At 60.7% G+C, this 16264-nt stretch carries 12 protein-coding genes and 2 pseudogenes; 5 read left to right on the forward strand and 9 right to left on the reverse strand.

The window, feature by feature from the left end; all coding sequences use genetic code 11:
- Positions 1-83: 83 nt before the first annotated feature.
- Together J3A98_RS08615 and J3A98_RS08620 are read left to right on the forward strand one after the other, a co-directional pair.
- The gene (locus J3A98_RS08615) at positions 84-1577 is read left to right on the forward strand and encodes an aldehyde dehydrogenase (RefSeq protein WP_209965330.1); all 1494 of its coding nucleotides are present in this window, start codon (positions 84-86) and stop codon (positions 1575-1577) included.
- A gap of 152 nt (positions 1578-1729) precedes the next feature.
- Positions 1730-4636, forward strand: coding sequence for an HD domain-containing phosphohydrolase (locus tag J3A98_RS08620; RefSeq protein ID WP_209965332.1), 2907 nt, complete (start codon positions 1730-1732; stop codon positions 4634-4636).
- A gap of 108 nt (positions 4637-4744) precedes the next feature.
- On the opposite strand, the gene J3A98_RS08625 is transcribed toward J3A98_RS08620, so the two are convergent.
- Positions 4745-6457 carry an FAD-dependent oxidoreductase gene (locus J3A98_RS08625; protein ID WP_209965334.1) on the reverse strand — a complete coding sequence of 571 codons (1713 nt, stop codon included), beginning with the start codon at positions 6455-6457 and terminating at the stop codon, positions 4745-4747.
- A gap of 193 nt (positions 6458-6650) precedes the next feature.
- Here J3A98_RS08625 and J3A98_RS08630 point away from each other — a divergent pair, with 193 nt between their 5' ends.
- From J3A98_RS08630 to J3A98_RS08640, 3 genes are all read left to right on the forward strand, one after another.
- Positions 6651-7427: an IclR family transcriptional regulator gene (locus J3A98_RS08630; RefSeq protein WP_020190769.1), complete on the forward strand. Its 777-nt coding sequence runs from the start codon at positions 6651-6653 to the stop codon at positions 7425-7427.
- A gap of 138 nt (positions 7428-7565) precedes the next feature.
- Positions 7566-8618: a Gfo/Idh/MocA family oxidoreductase gene (locus tag J3A98_RS08635; protein ID WP_209965336.1), complete on the forward strand. Its 1053-nt coding sequence runs from the start codon at positions 7566-7568 to the stop codon at positions 8616-8618.
- 29 nt (positions 8619-8647) lie between these two features.
- Complete coding sequence (locus J3A98_RS08640; protein WP_209965338.1) at positions 8648-9463, forward strand: sugar phosphate isomerase/epimerase; 816 nt, start codon at positions 8648-8650, stop codon at positions 9461-9463.
- Positions 9464-9616: 153 nt separating this feature from the next.
- On the opposite strand, the gene J3A98_RS08645 is transcribed toward J3A98_RS08640, so the two are convergent.
- The 8 genes and pseudogenes from J3A98_RS08645 to J3A98_RS08675 form a co-directional block, all read right to left on the reverse strand.
- A complete protein-coding gene (locus J3A98_RS08645; protein WP_209965341.1) occupies positions 9617-10942 on the reverse strand; it encodes an MFS transporter in 1326 nt (441 codons plus the stop codon).
- Positions 10943-11228: 286 nt separating this feature from the next.
- Positions 11229-11642 carry a histone-like nucleoid-structuring protein, MvaT/MvaU family gene (locus J3A98_RS08650; RefSeq protein ID WP_209965344.1) on the reverse strand — a complete coding sequence of 138 codons (414 nt, stop codon included), beginning with the start codon at positions 11640-11642 and terminating at the stop codon, positions 11229-11231.
- 321 nt (positions 11643-11963) lie between these two features.
- Positions 11964-12221, reverse strand: a complete 258-nt coding sequence (locus tag J3A98_RS08655; RefSeq protein ID WP_209965346.1) for a PAAR domain-containing protein — start codon at positions 12219-12221, stop codon at positions 11964-11966.
- Complete coding sequence (locus tag J3A98_RS08660; RefSeq protein WP_209965348.1) at positions 12218-13111, reverse strand: DUF6708 domain-containing protein; 894 nt, start codon at positions 13109-13111, stop codon at positions 12218-12220. Before J3A98_RS08660 ends, J3A98_RS08655 begins: the two co-directional genes overlap by 4 nt.
- A gap of 2 nt (positions 13112-13113) precedes the next feature.
- Positions 13114-14091, reverse strand: a pseudogene (locus tag J3A98_RS08665) (hypothetical protein); the annotation flags it as partial.
- A gap of 30 nt (positions 14092-14121) precedes the next feature.
- Positions 14122-14331 (reverse strand): annotated as a pseudogene (locus tag J3A98_RS27145) (toxin VasX); the annotation flags it as partial.
- Positions 14328-15221, reverse strand: coding sequence for a DUF6708 domain-containing protein (locus tag J3A98_RS08670; protein ID WP_209965350.1), 894 nt, complete (start codon positions 15219-15221; stop codon positions 14328-14330). The pseudogene J3A98_RS27145 and the gene J3A98_RS08670, both read right to left, overlap by 4 nt.
- 149 nt (positions 15222-15370) lie before the next feature.
- Positions 15371-16264, reverse strand: a complete 894-nt coding sequence (locus J3A98_RS08675; RefSeq protein WP_209965352.1) for a DUF6708 domain-containing protein — start codon at positions 16262-16264, stop codon at positions 15371-15373.

Consider the following 16264-nt stretch of genomic DNA (forward strand, 5'->3'; position numbering starts at 1 on the left):
GAGGGAGTGCGGCGTGCTTGCGGACTGTGTGGTACCTGTTACTTGCGCAAGAAGGACCGCCACGACGGTCGTCTGGAGTACAAATGTACACGCTCGAATTCTGGCAACAACGCGCCTCGGACCTCTACCTTCCGGCCCATGCACTGATCGACGGCAAACCCGTCAACGCACAGGATGGCGCCACCTTCGCAGCCATCAACCCCGCCACCAACAACGTAATGGCACAGGTTACCGCCTGCGGCCATGCCGAGGTCGACCTGGCTGTCGCCAGCGCCCGTCGAGCCTTCGAGCAAGGCCCCTGGCCGCGCATGGCGCCGGGCGAGCGCAAGAAAGTGCTGCTGCGCCTGGCCGAGCTGATCATGGCCCATCATGAAGAACTGGCATTGCTGGACTCGCTGAACATGGGCAAGCCGGTGATGGATGCCTTCAACATCGACGTGCCGGGCTCTGCCCATGTGTTCGCCTGGTACGGCGAGGCGCTGGATAAGCTGTATGACCAGGTGGCACCCACTGCTGCCAATGCGCTGGCCACCATCACCCGCGAAGCACTCGGTGTGGTCGCGGCCGTGGTGCCGTGGAACTTCCCCCTCGACATGGCCGCCTGGAAGCTGGCTCCGGCACTGGCTGCCGGTAACAGCGTGGTACTCAAGCCTGCCGAGCAATCACCGTTCTCCGCCCTGCGCCTGGCCCAACTGGCGCTGGAAGCGGGGTTGCCGGAAGGCGTACTGAACGTGGTGCCGGGCCTGGGCGAGCAGGCCGGGCAGGCGCTGGGCCTGCACCCGGATGTGGACTGCCTGGTGTTCACAGGCTCCACCCAGGTGGGCAAGTACTTCATGCAATACTCGGCGCAGTCCAACCTCAAACAGGTGTGGCTGGAGTGCGGCGGCAAGAGCCCGAACCTGGTGTTCGACAACTGCCAGGACCTGGACTTGGCGGCGGAAAAGGCCGCCTTCGGCATTTTCTTCAACCAGGGCGAAGTGTGTTCGGCCAACTCGCGGCTGTACGTGCAGCGTGCCATTCACGATGAGTTCATCGAGCGCCTGCAGGCCAAGGCTCGCCAGTGGCTGCCCGGTAACCCGCTGGATCCGGCGAGCCGCGCCGGGGCCATCGTCGATGCCGAGCAGACCGGCCGCATCGAGGCCGCCATCGTGCGTGCCGGGCAAGAGGGCGCGCGATTGGTGTGTGGCGGCCGACGCCTTACCATCGAAGGTTCGGACAACTACATCGAACCGACCATTTTTGCCGGTGTCGAGGGGCGCATGAGCCTGGCGCGGGAGGAAGTGTTCGGCCCGGTGCTGGCAGTCAGCGCCTTCGACACGGAAGAAGAGGCGGTGCGCCTTGCCAACGACAGCATCTATGGCCTGGCTGCCTCGGTGTGGAGCGACGACTTCAACCAGGTGCACCGGGTCGCGCGAGCGTTGAAAGCCGGTACTGTGTCGGTGAACACGGTCGATGCGCTGGATGTGACGGTGCCGTTCGGTGGGGGCAAGCAGTCGGGGTTTGGCCGCGATCTGTCACTGCATTCGCTCGACAAGTATTCGCAGCTCAAGACCACCTGGTACCAGTTGCGCGGCTGATGCCCTGATCATGGCCCACGTCGCCTGTGTCGCGGTAGAAAGCCTTGCACGCTCGTCTGTAAACGTGTTGCCGGCCCGGCAGAACGCTCACGCGCACTCTACACTGCTGCAGACATCAGCCAAGGCAATGTGCCGCACATGGAGTACCTGGGATGGGCTGCGTGTCGACGGGGCGTGTTGTTGGCAATACAGGACGTGGTATTTCACTGCAGTGGCTGGTGGCGCTGGCTATCGTGCTGGGCATGCTGCTGCTCGGCGCCGCCCTGGCCTGGCAGGGTTACCGCGGAATTCGCCAAACCCTCGTGGCTGCTGCTGGCGATGCTGCCCAGCAGGTTGCCAAGACGATCGACGAGCGCGCCAGGCGCCTGATCGAGCCGGCGCAAAGCAGCATTCGCCTGCTTGCCCACAACACGACGCTTCACACCCAGGCACAGCGCATGGATCGGCTGCCACAGCTGGTGGAAATGCTGGACGCCAACCGCATGCTCAGCGCCGCCTATCTGGGTTACCCCAGCGGCGAGTTCCTGTTGGTGCGTCGCCTGCGTGACCCACAGCTGATGCAGCGTTTCGCCGCTCCACCGGGCACGGCTTTTCTGGTGCAGAGCGTCAGCCATGGCGACGGCGCCAAGGTGCAGGGCGAGTGGCGCTTTTATGATCGGGCGCTGAACTTGTTGCAGGCCCAGGCCAAACCTGACTATCGCTACGATCCACGCCTGCGTCCCTGGTTCGCTCAAGCCACGGTACAACCCGCTACTGTACTGACTCGTCCCTATGTGTTCTTCACCACCCGTGAGGTTGGCTTGACCATGGCCCAACGTAGCGTCGACGGTGGGGCCGTGATCGGCCTGGACGTTTCGGTCAACGACCTGGCCAGCGAGACTCAGGACCTGCGCATGACCCCTGGTACCGAGATTGTTGTGGTCGATGACCAGGGCAACGTTGTGGCCTATCCGGACCCGCAGCGGGCAATCGTGCACGAAGGGCAAGGCGTGCGCCTGTCGCGGGTCGCCGAGTTGGGCGCTCCCAGCCTGGCGCAGCTATACGCTGACCTGCCGAAGGGCAACCAGCCTCAGCCTTATCAGGTGGACGGCCAGACCTGGTATGGCATTCGTGTGCAGCTGACCACCCTGGCCGGGCACGACTTGCACGTGCTGATTGCCGTACCAGGCCACGAGCTGCTGGTGGGGGCACGCAAAGTCTTGTTCGAGCAGTTGCTCTGGACCGTGGCACTGATGGCCGTGTTGCTGGTGCTCGGCGGTGTGCTTGGCCGGCGCATTGGTCGCCCGCTGCGGCTGTTGCGCGAGCAGGTTCAAGGTTTGGCCAGTTTTGATTTCAGCCGTGAAGTGGGCGTGCACTCGCGGGTTTCCGAGGTGCGTGAGCTGAGCCGTGTGCTGAGCCGCATGTCCGGTACTATTCGCCACTTTCAGGCGATTACCCTTGCGCTCAGCCGCGAGCGAGACCTGGAGCGCATGCTCGATGGCGTGCTGAGCCATCTGGTAGAAGCTGCCGGGGGCGACGCCGGCGGGGTTTACCTGTACGACGCTGAACAGGCTTTGCTGCGCCTGGCCGCCTCGTGCCGCGGTGAACATTACCCAAGCGAGCTGGCAGTGGACGAAGGCGCCCGGCAGCAATTGGCTGCAACAGTGGCCCAGGCCCTCGGCCTGCACGAGCGCAGCCTGGCCGTGGTGCTGAATGACCGTAGCCAGGCACTGTTGGGCATACTGGTCCTGCAAATGGACGAAGAGCAGGCGCATGAGCGGGTAGGCGAGGCATTCCGGCGCTTTGTCGAGGAGTTGTCCGGTGTGGCTGCAGTGGCCATCGAGACCCGCCAGTTGGTCGAAGCCCAGCAACGCCTGCTGGACGCCATGATCAAGCTGTTGGCAGACGCCATCGACGCCAAGAGCCCCTATACCGGTGGCCACTGCGAGCGGGTGCCTCAGCTGGCTCAGATGCTTCTGGATGAGGCAATGGCAGCCGATAGCGGCCCGTTCGCCAGCTTCAGCATGACCGAGGCAGAGCGATACGAGTTCCGTGTGGCAGCCTGGCTGCACGATTGTGGCAAGGTCACCAGCCCCGAGTACGTGGTGGACAAGGCGACCAAGCTGGAGACCCTGTACAACCGCATTCACGAAGTACGCATGCGTTTCGAAGTGCTGTGGCGCGATGCGGAGCTGGCTTACTGGCAAGGCCTGGCCAGCGGCGCCGACCAGCAGGTGCTGAAAGCCGCACTGAGCCGAAGCCAGGCCGAGCTGCAGGACGACTTCGCTTTCGTCGCCCAGGCCAACATCGGCGGCGAGTTCATGCAGGACACCGATATCCAGCGCTTGCAGGTGATCGGCAAGCGACGCTGGCTGCGCCATTTCGATAACCGCCTGGGCATCTCCCGAGACGAGGCGGAACGCCTTGTCGGCGTGCCGCAGCCTGAACTACCGACAGAGGAGCCATTGCTGGCCGACCGCCCCGAGCACTGCGTGCCCTGGGGTACTCGCACGCCGCCGGTGGTGAAGGGCGACCCGCGTAATATCTGGGGGTTCGATATGCACCTGCCAGGCCACGCCAGCAACTACGGCGAGTTGTACAACCTGTCGATCCGCCGTGGCACGCTGACTGACGAAGAACGCTTCAAGATCAACGAACACATCGTGCAGACCATCATCATGCTCAGTGCACTGCCGCTGCCGCGCCAGCTCAAGCGGGTACCCGACATCGCCGGCAACCACCACGAAAAGATGAACGGCAGCGGCTATCCGCGCCGTCTGGACGGGCAGGACCTAGGCATTGCCGAGCGAGTGATGGCGATTGCCGACATCTTCGAAGCACTGACGGCAGCAGACCGGCCGTACAAACCTCCGAAGACGCTGTCTGAATCGGTGAAGATCCTGGTGTCCATGGCCCGCGAGGGGCACGTCGACGGGCAACTGCTACAGCTGTTCCTCAGCAGCGGGGTATTTCGCCAATATGCCGAGCGCTTCCTGCGCACCGAGCAGATCGACGAGGTGGATGTGGCCTACTGGCTGGCGCAGATTCAGGAGCGTTGCGCAGCCAGACCTGTGAGCTGAGGGACGACAACGCTGAAAAATCAGGCCGCGTGGCGCTCGATTCAAGCGCCACGGCCTTTCGCAGTGTCCTCCTGGAGACCGCCAACCACCCAGGTAGCGTGGATCAGCTCACTCATACTCCTGCACCCCTGCAATATGCCGCCCGGCGACATAGCCAAAGGTCAGCGCCGGCCCCAGGTTGATGCCACCCGACGGATACCAGCCACCCAACACGCTGGCCATGTCGGTACCTGCTGCGTACAGGCCTGCAATCGGTTGTGCGGCCTCATTCAGTACACGGGCATTGCCGTCGGTGCGCAACCCGGCAAAGGTGCCAAAACAGCCGGGCTTTACTTTCACCGCATAAAACGGCCCGTGCTCGATGGGCGCCACGCAAGGGTTGGGGCCCTTGTGCTGTGGGTCACCCTGCTTGCGGTTGAACGGCGTGGAACCGCGGCCAAACGCCGGGTCCTGGCCGTTACGGGCATGGGTATTGAAGTCAGTGACCGTGGCGCGCAGCCCGGACGGGTCAATGCCGCAGGCCTGGGCGAGCTGCTCGAGCGTGGCGCCGCGTTTCAGGTAGCCGTTGCGCACATGCGGGCCTACCGGCAGCGGTGCCGGGCGGGCATGCCCCAGGCCATAGCGGCGCAAGAAGCGATGATCGCAAACCAGCCACGAGCACACCTCCTGACCCTGCGGCACTGCAGCGATCATGGCCGACACATAGTCGTAATAGCCATGCGCTTCGTTGACGAAACGCTTGCCGTTGGCCAGCACGCCGATAACGCCCGGTTTGCCGCGCTCGATAATGTGCGGGAAGTGGCCGACGCTGCCGTCGCGATACGGCACCTGTGAAACCGGTGCCCAGGCCACTGGCGACTTCAGGTCGGTGGCAACCACGCCGCCGGCGGACTCACCCAGCCGCAGGCCATCGCCAGAACACCCCTTGGGCGGCAGCGCCAGGTTGTCGTGGCCGCTGGCATCGCGCGGGAACAGTTGCTGGCGCCGGGCGTTGTCATTGGGGAAACCACCTGCCGCCAGCACCACGGCCTTGGCGCGGATCAGTTGCTCGCCCTGTGGCGTAGCGACCCACGCCCCGCGCACCTGGCCACCCTCGATAAGCAGGCGTTTGGCCGGCGCCGACGCCTGCAGGTGTACACCCAGGTCCTGTGCGGATTTAGCCAGGCGCGCCACCAGCGCCACACCGTTGACCAGGTGCATGGCCCGACCATGGCGGGCCAGGTGGTACAGGTGGCGGCCAAAGCGCTTGCACACGTGTAGCAGGGCCTTGGGCGAGCGGGTCATGTTGAGGAAGGCGGCAAGGTCGGCACCGGCCATGATCGGCATGCCCATGAACGAGGTTTCGCGCATGGTCTTGCGCAAGCGTGGCAGCAGGGCGCCAACCTCGCGGGCATCGTAGGGCGCAGCGATCACCTGATGGCCGCCAAGGGCTGCCCCCGGCGTATCGCCATGCATGTCCGGGATGCCGTTGCCGTCGGCAAACTGCAACGCCGTGTACTTCTCGAAGAACGCTACCATGTGCGGGCACGCCTCGAGGAAGGCATCGACGCGCTCGGCATTGTAGTTTGCCCCCAGCTCATGGCGCAGATAAGTCCGCGGTTGCTCGATGTCTTCCTCGATGCCGGCCCTGCGCGCCAGCGGGTTGCGTGGCACCCAGGCCCAGCCGCCGGACCAGGCGGTGGCACCGCCAAACACCGGTTCTTTCTCCGCCACGATCACCTTCTGCCCATGCCAGGCAGCCGTGACGGCCGCCGCCAGCCCGGCGGCGCCAGAACCTATGACCAGTACATCGCATGCGGTTTCGAGAGGAGCGGAAGACATTGCGGGTTTCCTGTGTTTTTATTGGAACAATGTTCCACATTCTTATCGGCAGCGGGTGGTCCTGCAAGGTCAGGTCGGGCATGTCAGGCAAGAACTGGGCGATCATCGGACATTCGAGGTGGCCCGAGCTGCGCTGGCTGGCGACGATGTGGAATCATCTTCTAGAATCCGCAAAAAATCAGGGACCTGTGACATGGCTGGTAGTCAGATCGAACGCGCCTTCAGTCTTGTAGAAAGCCTTACCGGTGAACCCCAAGGGCTGCCGTTACAAACCCTGGCCGAGCGCCTGGACATTCCCAAAAGCGCTGCCCACCGCATGCTCACTGAGCTGGTGCGGCTGGGCTACGTGCGCCAGAACCGGGAAAGCAGCCGCTATCAGCTGTCGGCCAAGCTGGTAGCGCTGGGCTTTCGCTACCTCGCCAGCAGCGGTGCCGACATCATCCAGCCGATTCTTGACCGCCTGGCCCAGGACAGCGGCGAACTCGTTCGCCTTGGGGTGATCGACGGTGCCCGGCAAACCTGGATCGCCAAGTCCCAGGGGGCCCGCTCCGGGCTGCGCTATGACCCGGATATGGGGCGCGACGCGCCGCTGTTCTATACCGCCTCCGGGCATGCCTGGCTAGCCAGCCTGGACGATGAGCAGGCGCTGCAGATGGTGTTGCGCCAGGGTATTGCCGACCCCGACCAGTTCGGCCCCAACGCGCCACGCTCCACCGACGAGCTGCTCGCCTACCTGCACCGCGCCCGCGAGCGTGGTTATGCCTGGGTCGAGGAAACCTCCGCCATCGGCACCTCAGCCCTGGCCGCAGTGGTGCGCCGGCCGCAAAGTGACGAGGTGATCGGCGTGCTGAGCATCGCCGGGCCCAGCGCGCGGCTGGCACAGAGCCGCCTTACAGCGCTGGCACCGCTATTGCTGGCGGCGGCAGAAGAGCTGTCGGCGGCCAGTCCCGCCAGCGAGCTGTTTGCCTGAGGGGATATTCCGGTCGATTACCGCACAGTCTGTTGCACCTGTTCTTCTGAAAAGCTGAACTTGGTTCTAAATTGTCGAGTGTAAATTGTGGAACCAGGTTTCAGAATTTCATGACAACAATGACAAGAGGACAGGCTGTTGAACCCACCCCTTCGTATTGCCTTGATTGGCGCCGGCATCATGGGCCGGCAGCATTACCAGCATTTGCGCAATGTGCCGCAAGCCCAACTGTGTGCCGTGGCCGACCCCGGCCCGCAGGCCGAGGCCTTCGCTGCCGAGTGCGGCGTGCCTTGCTTTGCCGACCACCGGCAAATGCTGGAGCAGGTGCGCCCCGAGGCAGTGATCGTCGCCAATCCCAACAACCTGCATGTCGCCACCGCCCTGGATTGTGTCGAGGCCGGGGTGCCGGTGCTGCTGGAAAAACCGGTGGGCGTGCACCTGGATGAAGTGCGTGCACTGGTGGAAGCCTCACGCCGCCGAGGTGTGCCGGTGCTTGTAGGGCACCATCGCCGACACAATCCGCTGATCGCCAAGGCGCACCAGGTGATCAACGAAGGCAAACTGGGCCGTTTGATCAACGTCACCGCGCTGTGGCAGCTGCAAAAGCCCGACAACTATTTCGAAACGCCCTGGCGCCGCGAGCCAGGGGCCGGTTTCTTGCTGACCAACCTGATCCACGACCTTGACCTGTTGCGTTACCTGTGCGGCGAGGTGGTGCAGGTGCAGGCCTTCACCCGCAACGATGTCCGCGGTTTTGCCAACGAAGACAGCGCCGCGGTGCTGCTGCAGTTTGCCAACGGTGCCCTGGGCAGCCTGACCGGGTCCGACGCGGTGGCTGCACCGTGGAGCTGGGAGCTGGACGCTGGCGAAAGCCCCGTGTACCCGCGCCAGGACGGCCAGCCGTGCTATCTGCTGGCCGGCACCCAAGGAGCACTGAGCATTCCCCAGCTCAAGCGCTGGCATTACGCCGAGGCAGGCTCGGGCTGGCATACGCCCCTGTTGCAAAGCTCGGAAAGCATCCCCGCCGGCGAGGCATTGACCCTGCAACTGCAGCATTTTGTGCGGGTTGCCCGGGGTGAACAGGCGCCGCTGATCGACGCTGCCGACGGGGGGCGCACACTGGCGCTGATCGAAGCGATAAGGCAGGCAGCCCAGAGCGGTCGGGCTTGCGCGCCCGCGCACATTGGCTGATGCAACCTTACTATTGCTGGTGATGATTAATGACTGATCGAATTTTTTCCCTCGCGGCCCTGACGGTGCTCGAGCTGTCTCCACCGGACATGGTCGAGGCCGCCGCCCGAGCGGGCTACAGCCATGTCGGCCTACGGCTGGTACCCGCCACCGAACAGGAGCGGCATTTCCCGTTGGTAGCCGATGCCGAACTGCGCCGGCAAACCCAGGCGCGCCTGCGCGACACGGGTATCAAGGTGCTCGACCTGGAGATCCTGCGCCTTGAGCCGGCAACCTGTGTAGCCGATTTCGAAGCGATCCTGGCGGTGGGCGCCGGGTTGGGTGGCACTGAATTGCTGGTAGCGGGCAACGACCCCGACGAAGCGCGCCTGACCGAACGCTTTGCCGCATTGTGCGAGCTGGCGGTGCAATACGGCATTCACCCTCACCTGGAGTTCATGCCCTGGACCGACGTACGTGACCTGCGCCAGGCCATGCGGGTGGTGGCCAACGCCGACCGCGCCAATGGCTGCGTACTGGTGGATGCCTTCCACTTCAACCGCTCCGGGTCTTCGCTGGACGACCTGGCGCAGCTGAAGCCGCAGCGCATGCGCTATGCCCAACTGTGTGACGTTGCTGGCCCGGTACCGGCCGACATGGACGAGATACTGCGCCAGGCGCGTAACGAACGTCGCTTCCCGGGTGATGGCGATGCTGACCTGGTTGGCCTGTTACGCGCCTTGCCGCCGAGCATGCCGCTGAGCCTGGAAACCCCTACGCGGCAATTGCTGGAGCAGGGCATCAGCGGCGAACAGCGTGCGCGCATGGCGCTGGAGAAAGCCAAGGCGGTGCTGGCCGCAGTCTGATTGGGCGAACGTGGTGCATGGCACCGGCTACGTCACGTCCGTGGGGCAACCCGCTCACACACCGAACGTTGCAGTGGCGTTGTCCGCTTCTCAAAAATACCAGGCCAAAAAAAGGGCCCGCAAGGGCCCCGTAGAGGTAAGTGGTTAGCGCTCTCAGGCGCTCTCGACCTTGCGCGGTGCCATGAAATACATCCACACCAGCGCCAGGAAGTACATGGCGGGGATCATGGTAAACAGCACCGCATAGTTGTTGTTGGTAGCGGTCAGCACGCTGCCGACAATCTGCGTCATGAACATCCCGCCAATTGCCGCACACATGCTGCCGAAGCCGAATACGGTGCTCACCAGGTGCTTGGGTGTGTAGTCCATCACCAGGCTCCAGATATTCGCCGTCCACGCCTGGTGCGCGCCCACCGCGATCGAGATGGCCGCCACCGCGACCCACAGCCCACTGGCGTTGGCGGCAAAGATGACGCTGAGCATGGTGCAGGCGAAGATCAGCATGGACACCAAGCGCGCTGTCGTAGCACGCACGCCACGGCCAATCAGCCACGACGACAGGATGCCTCCCCCGATGCTGCCGAAGTCTGCCGTCAGCCAGATGATGATCAACGGGATCCCCATCTGGGTCACGTTGATGCCCAGGCTGTATTGCTGGTTCAGGAACGGCGGCAGCCAGTACAGGTAGAACCAGAACACCGGTGCGGTCATCGCATAGGCCACTGCAAAAGCCCAGGTGCCACGCAGGCGCAGGATACGGCTGAACGGCACGCGGGTCGGCTCTGGCTCATCATCCTGCTGGATGTACTGCACCTCGCTCTGACGCACGCGGGGGTGGTCTTCAGGGTTGTAGTACTTCAGCACCCAAAACACGACCCACACCAGGCCCAGGCTGCCCATGGCGATGAACGCAGCCTGCCAGCCCCACACAGCCAGGATCAGCGGCAACAGCGCGGGGGTGACCATGGCACCAACGTTGGTACCGGCGTTGAACAGCCCCGTTGCAATTGCCCGCTCACCTGCCGGGAACCACAGGCGCACGGTCTTGACGCAGGCCGGGTAGTTGGCGGCCTCAGTCAGGCCGAGGATGAAGCGGCAGACCATGAAACCTGCCGCCGAGGTGGCCAGGCCGTGGGCACCCGTGGCCAGGCTCCACAGCAATACAGCGAAGAAGAAGGCCCGTTTGACCCCGACTTTGTCGATCAGCCGGCCTTGCAGCAGAAAGCCGATGGCGTAGCCGACCTGGAACCAGAAATTGATGTTGGCGTAGTCCATCGCCGTCCAGCTCATTTCCTTGGCCAGCACGGGCTGCATGATGCCAAGGGCGGCTCGGTCGATGTAGTTCAGGGTGGTGGCGAAGAACACCAGGGCGAGCATGCCCCAACGGGTCTTGCCGACGCCGAAGGCGCCGCGAAGCTTGTCGCCGATCGAACCCTGGGACATCCGGGGCGCGGCGGGGGGGATCTTGGAGTGGTTCATAGACTGCTCGTTTCTTGAAATTGTATTCAGCTGCGGTGCTACGGGTGCGTGATCGTTTTCCAGGCAGGGGGCACGCAAGGCCGGTGCATGGTGAGCAGTGAAGACAGCAGCGTCAATTCGAGAGACGGGCTACTGTTCGGTTATCGAACGGTTGCGTTGGCCTGTGGGCGCGGCAGGTATTCACGTCACTGAAGGGTAGAAGGCTTGGGCCCTGGTTGCCTGATGGGCGCAGGTCAGGAGGGTGAGGGCAGGCTGTGATAGTTGTGCCGCACAGGGTATGGGATGCCTACAAGCCAGGTTTGTGTGAATACAGAGACCATGCAGTTGCCCAGCTCTCGACTTCGGCGCGGCCGTACTGCTGAATCCAGGACCGCACGGTTTTATGCAAGGTGCTTTTTGCTTCCACTTTCTCCCCTGTATAAGGGTTTATATAGTATTTGCTTTGCCGAGCCCTGTAACGTGGGGGCTGTGCGACAGGGCGGCATTGTTGATAGACATCCTCATCATTGCTCATGTGTTCGCTCTCGATGATCGCCAGTACATTCGACAGATTGAATTGATATTCGGCCAGCAGGTTGTGCAGCTTGCTTTCAAACTCGAATTCGCGGATGAGGCGAGGGTCGATTTTAATGAAGGAAAGCTCGTTTTTTTTTGCCGCTAGTAGTCGCTCGAGGGCGCGAAACTCTGCGAGTCGGGACATGTCTTATCTCCATCGGGTGATGGGCTTAGTGTTAGTGGTTGTTGGGCGTGAATGCAAGCGGTGAAATAATTTGATGGATTTTTCTTGGTGGTTAACGATGCTTTTTAAAGCGTGGAATTGTTTGGTGCCAGGTGCTCTGTGTAAGAATATTCCCACACTTTTGGCATTAATGATGTCACTGGTGTCTCGTGCCTGTGAGCGCTTGCCCGCTATTTGACGGGACGCCCCATAACTGTTGACTCACAGGCTTCGTCATCAAAGGAGTGGTTTCGTATGAACTCTGACGTTTAATCGCCTTTGGCTCAGAGGTCGGTAGTTGCTTCAATCAATGAGCCAACCCGGGTCCCCCTCGATCAAAGTCCCTCCATGGCTGGTAGTGTCACCCAGCCTTGCTGCGGGTTGGCCCTCGATAATCGTGCAGGCAGCGCCGGTTTCGATAATGGCACCACAATTGATGCGATCGCCCACGCGTGCGACGGCCTTGCCATCTACTAATGTTGCACTTGCGCCGGTTTCCACAGTGCCTTCGCCATGGAGCGGGCAGCTATGACGATGGCCTACCAGTACGATGGGTTTCATTTGCGCTTCCTTTTGCCGGGTTGAACGGGGGCTTCCTCAAAGGCAGCGGGTGGCGGGGGCGCTGCTTGGACATTGAACAGGCGGCAGATGCCATACCAGCAGAGGGCAACGGAGAGGTTGTAGGGAAACAGCACAGCCCAGAACGGCAATTGCCAGTTCTTTTTGCCCTGCATTTCACCGGGCTCGCCGGTTCGCCAGGGAGCATAGTGGCGCCAGGCATCTGCCGGGGTCAGGCAGATGGCGTGGAGTGGCTTGTGCCACCAGTTGGGTTCACCGGGCGGAGGGAGTTTGTCCGGGCCGTGGTCCATGAAGTGGCGGAGGTATTCCCATACCTCGGCGACATGCTTGACGCCCGGTTCGGTGGGTTCGTTGCTGTCGACCCAGAGGCAGTCCTTTTGATGCAGGCTGCCGTCTTCCCGGCGGGGGGCGAAGGCGAGGGCATAGCTGGTGGTGAAGGAGGAGCCGCCGTATTCGGTGCGCTTGAAGATGCCACCTCCGGTGTTGGCCCATTCGAGTACGAGTACTTTGCTCAAACGTTGGTAGTAGATTTTTTGGGTTGAACGATTGAAGCAGAAGCTTGATAAGCGTTTTATGAAATATATTCGATAAATGAGGAAAGGTAGGAAAGTGAAAGGCATAAGCAAGAATCCGGTGGCTAATAATGGAGCGGATTCGTACATGCGCCATATGTCTCTAGAGAGTAAGTGTGGGTAAAAGCCGGCAATTGAAAGAATAGTAATCGCGCAATACAGCTTTCCCATGAAGACAGAGTCTGTGACCCATGGATTCCTTAAGCATAAAATAGTGTCAGATAAGCTTAATAGTTGTCCTGTGATAGTGGGCTTGTGTCCAGAGTCTGACATTGAGTTGAATAGCCAGATGGTTGCCATGATCAACGCTCCAGACGAAAAACTGACAGGGTCTCATTATCTTCGTCCAGGCCTTGATTGGCGTTGTAGGTTAGATGAAGTGAGACATGATTTTGGTTGGCTAGGGTGTTTTCGAAATGTAGAACTAAGCCAGCACCTACGAGGTGGCCGGTCGGGCTGATTGGAAAAACGTCAATTCCGTGGTCGTCACGGACGGAGCTCAAACCTCCTGACCATTCACTTACGCCTAACCTGAACGCAGGCAACAGCACTGTGAATTCTACGGTTGGTTGGGATGTGACTACTTCGTTATGTGTGATAGCTGTCCAGTCTGGCGGCGACCAGTGGTTATTCTGATGCCATCGGGTGTCGGCTTTAGTTATGCCGAGGGATAGGGCCTGCTCGGTGGATAGTAGCTTGGGTCCATAATGTTCATTGTGCCAAGCCTTAATTTCTGTTTGCAGTGAGGTGAAGTAGGGTAGTTTTTTCTCATAGTCCAAGGTAATGCCAGGGTGCACTTCTCCATCATTTTTGCGATTCCCGAAAATACTACGTGCTGCCCAAAGTTCAATTGGCCTGTGGAGACGCTCATGTGCCTTGGCGTGTAGGTAGAGGCCTCCTGCAATGATGGCTACTCCTACGAGGACAAGGGCTGCTGCGGCCCATCCGGCAAAGGGCACAATCGATGTCACGCCCGCAATTGCAAGTCCTGCTTCAAGGACGACAGCGGAACTGACAGCCATGGTGAAACCACCAGTCAACGTGTAATCGGCAGCCGCTTGATTGCCGTTCGCTCTCTGGCGCCTTGTTTTGGAGATATCAGAAAGCAAGCTAAATGCTATTGCCGGGTAACCGGCTAACCGCGCAAACAGATTGCTACTCAAAAACTTGATAACCCCATTGGCAAAGGCCATGCCCGGCGCTGTGGCACTTAATATCAGCATGACGGCCTTTTGCGTTGCCCGTACGCTGGCCAACGTTGCCGCCGCTGCACCAAGCACCCTCTCGCCCAAAGGGCCTTCCATGAACACGTAGACATAGCCCGGTCGCAAAGCGCGGAGGGTGTAGGCCGAGTGCTGCAGTGGAGTGAAGCCTTGTTCCAGGTTGAAGCCTGCATCGGCATAGCGGCAGGCGGGCGTGTCGCCGGTGCGTGGCACGATGGCGTAGCGCACTGGCAGGATGGGTATACGAGCACTGCAAGCTGGGCCGGAGGTGGCGCGGCTGACGGAGGCGTCGCTCATGTACGCTTCCTTTGGGTTGAATGCGCTGGTGCCTCCTCAAATGCTTCGGGAGGCGGTGGCGCTGCTCGGACGTTGAACAGGCGGCAGATGCCATACCAGCAGAGGGCGACGGAGAGGTTGTAGGGGAACAGCACAGCCCAGAACGGCAATTGCCAGTTCTTTTTGCCCTGCATTTCACCGGGCTCACCGGTTCGCCAGGGGGCGTAGTGGCGCCAGGCTTCTGCCGGGGTCAGGCAGATGGCGTGGAGTGGCTTGTGCCACCAGTTGGGTTCACCGGGCGGAGGGAGTTTGTCCGGGCCGTGGTCCATGAAGTGGCGGAGGTACTCCCACACTTCGGCGACATGCTTGACGCCGGGTTCGGTGGGTTCGTTGCTGTCGACCCAGAGGCAGTCCTTTTGATGCAGGCTGCCGTCTTCCCGGCGAGGGGCGAAGGCGAGGGCATAGCTGGTGCTGAATGATGAGCCGCCGAATTCCGTGCGTTTAAAAATACCACCGCCGGTATTGCTCCACTCAAAGACCAGTACCTTGCTTAAACGTTGATAGTAGATTTTTTGGGTCGCCCGATTGAAGCAGAAGCTTGATAAGCGTTTTATGAAATATATTCGATAGGCTAAGAATGGGAGGAAGATTAAAGGTGCAATTAGTGTAAGGAGGATAAAGGTATAACTAAAGGTGTATGGGTTCCAGGCTTCACTGGTTAGTAAGTAAGGGTAGGTGAAGATAATGAGCGCAATGGTCATTGCACAGTATAGCTTTCCCATAAAGACTGAGTCTGTTACCCAGGGGTTTCTCAGGCATAAGGTGGTTTTTGACAAGCTTGATAGTTGCCCGCCGATAGCGGGCTTATGCCCTGAACTTGAGCTTGAGTTGAATATCCAGATGGTTGCCATGATCAGCGCTCCAGACGAAAAATTGACAAGGTCTCAGCCATGGCCGGGAAGTCGCGGGTGCATGGCGCGTTGGTGTAGTGCACCGTCAGGATGTGTACGCGTGAGCTGCAGACAGGGCCCGGAGGTAGCGCTGCTGACGGAGGCGTCGCTCATGTACGCTTCCTTCGGGTTGAATGCTCTGGTGCCTCCTCAAATGCTTCGGGAGGCGGTGGCGCTGCTCGGACGTTGAACAGGCGGCAGATGCCATACCAGCAGAGGGCGACGGAGAGGTTGTAGGGGAACAGCACGGCCCAGAACGGCAATTGCCAGTTCTTTTTGCCCTGCATTTCACCGGGCTCGCCGGTTCGCCAGGGGGCATAGTGGCGCCAGGCTTCTGCCGGGGTCAGGCAGATGGCGTGGAGTGGCTTGTGCCACCAGTTGGGTTCACCGGGCGGAGGGAGTTTGTCTGGGCCGTGGTCCATGAAGTGGCGCAGGTATTCCCACACTTCGGCCACATGCTTGACGCCGGGCTCGGTGGGTTCGTTGCTGTCGACCCAGAGGCAGTCTTTTTGATGCAGGCTGCCGTCTTCCCGGCGGGGGGCGAAGGCGAGGGCATAGCTGGTGCTGAATGATGAGCCGCCGTATTCGGTGCGTTTGAAGATGCCACCTCCGGTGTTAGCCCATTCGAATACGAGTACCTTGCTCAAACGTTGGTAATAGATTTTTTGGGTTGATCGATTGAAGCAGAAACTTGATAAGCGTTTTATGAAATATATACGATAAATAAGGAAAGGAAGGAAGGTGAAGGGGGCGAGTGTGAAGCCGGACATTAATACGGGGTTGGAATTAAAGTAGCCCAAGAATTCTCTGCCAAATAGATTTGGGTATAAGCCGATTATTAATGATAGAGTCATTGTGCAGTACAGTTTCCCCATGAATACAGAATCTGATACCCAAGGATTTCGCAGGCATAAAGTGTTTTTTGATAAGTTTGATACTTGCCCGCCAATAGCGGGCTTATGCCCTGAAGCTGACGTTGAATTGAATATCCAGATGGTTGCCAT

It is taken from the genome of Pseudomonas sp. BP6 (assembly GCF_017875935.1).
In the GTDB taxonomy this organism is placed as follows: Bacteria; Pseudomonadota; Gammaproteobacteria; order Pseudomonadales; family Pseudomonadaceae; genus Aquipseudomonas; species Aquipseudomonas putida_Y.